Below are 3,519 nucleotides of genomic sequence, written 5' to 3' on the forward strand. Positions count from 1 at the left end.
GGCTTCAGCCCGGCCCGCGTGGACAAGCCACAGCTCGTCCCACAGCCGTGCGGGGGTGCGCCCACCCTTCAACAGCGCGGCGAGCTGCTGGACCAAAAGTGTCAGGGAGAGGCCAGCCTGCTGCTGCCCTGACCTGTGCCCTGATCCGGGGCCGCCTGCGAAGACACGTCCCACGCTGAAGCCACCCAAACTGCTGCCGCTTCCCGAACCGGCCGGGGCCAGCCCCAACCGGCCCCCGCCCGTATAGCCTGCTTCCGTGGTACCCACTGCCCTGCGAAAACGGCCCGTTGCCCCGCCGGGCGGCCGGAAGAGCAGGACGGCGGCAAGCACCAGAACCGTGGCCAGCAGGACGCTCATACAACAGTGTCCAGAGCGGGGGACATGCCAAGCCGTCCGCACAACAGTTCCCAGCCCGGCCCGGTGGTGAGCCGCCCGCGTCCGCTTTCCAAAGCCGGAACCACGGAAAGCCCGCCGGGGCCGTCCTGCAGCAGACCCACACACCCGACGTGCCGGCCGTTGCGGGACCTTTGCACATGGACCACCAGATCGAGGGCACTGGCTGCCTGCAGCCGGACGGCGTCCGGCCCCAGTCCTGCCAATGCGCCCAGGGCAGTCAGCCGCGCCGGAACCGAGGTTGCCGCGTTCGCGTGGATGGTCCCGCCGCCCCCGGTGTGGCCGGTGTTCATGGCGGTCAGCAGTTCACGGACCTCTGCCCCGCGGCATTCGCCCACCACCAACCGGTCCGGGCGCATCCGCAGGGCCTGCCTGACGAGTTCACCCAGGTCCACTTCGCCGCCTCCTTCCAGGTTTCCGTGGCGGGATTCCAGGGACACGATGTGCGGGTGGACGGGGTTCAGTTCCGAGGCATCCTCGATCAGGACGAGCCGTTCGGCCGGGGAACACAGCCCCAGCAGGGTGGACAGCAGCGTGGTCTTGCCGGAGCCGGTGGCGCCGCTGATGAGGAAGCTCAGCCGTTGCTCAACAACGCGCTCCAGAACATCCTGCATCACGCTCCCGAACATCCCGCCGGCGCGAAGTTCAGCCATGGAGAAGACCTGCTCCCGCCGGATCCGGACACTCAACAGCGTGCCCGCCGTTGAAACGGGCGGCAGCACGGCGTGGACACGGTAGCCGCCGTCGAGCCTGACATCAACGCAGGGTGACCCGTCATCCAGCCGCCGCCCGCCGGCTGCCACCAGCCGCGATGCCAAAGCCCGGACCTGCGCCTCACCCGAAAACGAAACCCCTGCCGGTTCGATGCCCCTGCCCCGGTCGATCCAGACCGAGTCCGGGGCGTTGACGAAGATGTCCGTGACCTGCACGTCCCTGGTCAGCTCCTGGAGCGGGCCGAGCCCGTTCAACTCCGCACTGATACGTTCCACGGCGGCGAGGGACCCGGCGGTCCCCAGCAGCCTCCCGGTGGCCTGCACCGCCGCCGCAACGCGGGAGGGTGTGACAGGTCCGGCGTCGGACATCACGGATTCCCGGACGGTCTCCAGCAATGCAGCGTCCAGAACCCGGGGATCCAGCACCCGGGCCTGGCGGCGGCGCTGGCCCGTGAGGTGGCCGGCGGACGGCGGCGGGAGAGGCTGCCGCGTACTCACTGCAGCTCACCCGCGGGTATTTCGTCGTCGAACAGGTCAAGCACCGCAGCGGCAAAATGCCTGACGCTGCGTCGCTTGCCCAGCTCCAGGAGCCGCCCATTTTCGGCCGCCGCAACCACACCGCGCAGCTCCGGCACCCGGCCCTGGAACGGAAGCCCGACGGCGCCGGCGATCAGCCCGCTGTCCAGGGCAGCACCGGCCTTGCCGCGCACCAAGAGGGCCGCTTCAATGGGCGGAAGTTCCTGCAGGAGCCTCGCCGTTGCCACCGCAGCCTTGAGTTGCGCCGGAACCACCACCAGGATGCGGTCGCAGTCCCAGGCGAAAGTGTGCACGGGCTCGGCACCGCGGCCGATGTCCACCACCACCAGCTCATAGCCCCGCCGTGCAGCGTCCAGCACGCCGCCGGTGGTGGTGGCGTCGACGGGCGCCGGGCGGTCGCGGCTGCCGGGCCAGGACAGGAACGAGAACCCTCCGGCGACGGGCAGGGAATCGGCGAGCTGCGCGGCGTCGATGCTGCCGCTCGCATCCGCAAGGTCAGGCCAGCGCAGCCCGGGAGTCTCCTCAGCGGCCAGCGCAAGTTCCAGGCCGCCGCCCCAAGGGTCCGCGTCCACCAGCAGTACGCGCACGCCCAGTCCGGCCGCGGCCTGAGCGATCCAGATGGCTGCGGTGGTGGCCCCTGCTCCCCCGCAGCCTCCTGTTATGCCAAGCACAAGCCCGCCGGCCTCAGGCGAACGGGACCTGCTCAGGTGCTCGGCCAGCCAGGCCGCGGCATCAGGAAGCACCGCCACGCGCTCGGCACCAAGGGCTGCGGCCAGATGCCAGAGGCTGTCCCCTTCACCGTTCAGGCCCACCAGCACGGCCGGTGCCCTCCGACGCGGCGGCAGTTCACGGATATCGCTCCCCACCAGCACCGCGGCGGCGGAGTCCCAGTATTGCGCGGCATCACCCACATCCTCCACCACGCGCAGCTGTCCACCGGCGGCCGCGACGATCCGCTCCACTTCGCCCTGGAGTACGGCGTATCCGGTCACCAGCAGCACCTCCGCGGCCGTGTGGTCCGGCAGCCACGCGCCGGCCGCCTGTCCGGCTGGAGAAGCACCTGCCGCCGCGTCCCGTCCAGGCGGGCGGGCCAGCCCGTGCGGACGCGCCAGCCCGGAAAGTGGCCGCTCGGACGGGGATGGCTGTTGCTGGTGCCTGCTCATGGAGCAACTCTCCACCGCGGCCGGCGGCAGAAAACAGGGGGCAACCGCCCTATGTGGACAACCTCCGCACAGGAGTGTCGCTGCCGCAGGGCAGAATTGGACCTATGTATCTGCTGCTCGCCGCCCACTCCAACGGCGCAGCCCTCCAGCAGCTGACGCAAGCCGGCGCTCCGCACCCGGACCGCCCTGAACCGAGGCTGATCAGCACCGGTGAGCTGGCCGGCGTCGTACGCCAGTTGGAAAACCGGCCGCGCGAGGCGTCGCCCCGTTGGATCTGGCACCGTACCCAGGACTGGTACCCCGCACTGCTGGCGGCAGGAGTGGAGCTGGAACGCTGCTACGACCTGGGCCTGAGCAGCAATATCCTCGCCCATTCACAATTCACGGCCCACACCGAGTACGCCATGAATGCGGAGAAAGTCACGCTGGACGATCCCCAGCAGCCTCCCCGTTCCCTCCAGCCGCCGCCCCCGCCGGCAGACCAGGGAGCGCTCTTTGAATCCCCCGCGCGCGGGTCAGCGCCGCGCCTCACCCTGGCCGATCTGCGCAGCGAATATGCCGCTCAGCAGGCTGCCATCGCCTCCGTCGCCCTGGAAGAGAACAAAAGGAAGCGTCTCCAGCTCCTGCTGGCCGCAGAATCGGCGGGCGCCTTGATCGCCGCTGAAATGCAGCACACCGGCGTCCCCTGGCGGGAGGACCTGCATGAGCAGATC

Annotated in this window: 2 protein-coding genes and 2 pseudogenes; 1 reads left to right on the plus strand and 3 read right to left on the minus strand. The window is 70.0% G+C overall.

The window, feature by feature from the left end; all coding sequences use genetic code 11:
- The 3 genes and pseudogenes from DBR22_RS24855 to ssd all read right to left on the minus strand — a co-directional run.
- Positions 1-357: pseudogene (locus DBR22_RS24855) on the minus strand (hypothetical protein); the annotation flags it as partial.
- Positions 354-1,604: a TadA family conjugal transfer-associated ATPase gene (locus DBR22_RS19850; RefSeq protein WP_108600414.1), complete on the minus strand. Its 1,251-nt coding sequence runs from the start codon at positions 1,602-1,604 to the stop codon at positions 354-356. The gene DBR22_RS19850 and the pseudogene DBR22_RS24855, both read right to left, overlap by 4 nt.
- Positions 1,601-2,806, minus strand: a complete 1,206-nt coding sequence (gene ssd / locus DBR22_RS19855; RefSeq protein WP_108600415.1) for a septum site-determining protein Ssd — start codon at positions 2,804-2,806, stop codon at positions 1,601-1,603. The genes DBR22_RS19850 and ssd overlap by 4 nt, the downstream gene beginning before the upstream one ends.
- A 104-nt stretch (positions 2,807-2,910) precedes the next feature.
- Here ssd and DBR22_RS19860 point away from each other — a divergent pair.
- Positions 2,911-3,519 (plus strand): annotated as a pseudogene (locus DBR22_RS19860) (bifunctional 3'-5' exonuclease/DNA polymerase); the annotation flags it as partial.

This window comes from Arthrobacter sp. HMWF013, assembly GCF_003061105.1.
In the GTDB taxonomy this organism is placed as follows: Bacteria; Actinomycetota; Actinomycetes; order Actinomycetales; family Micrococcaceae; genus Arthrobacter.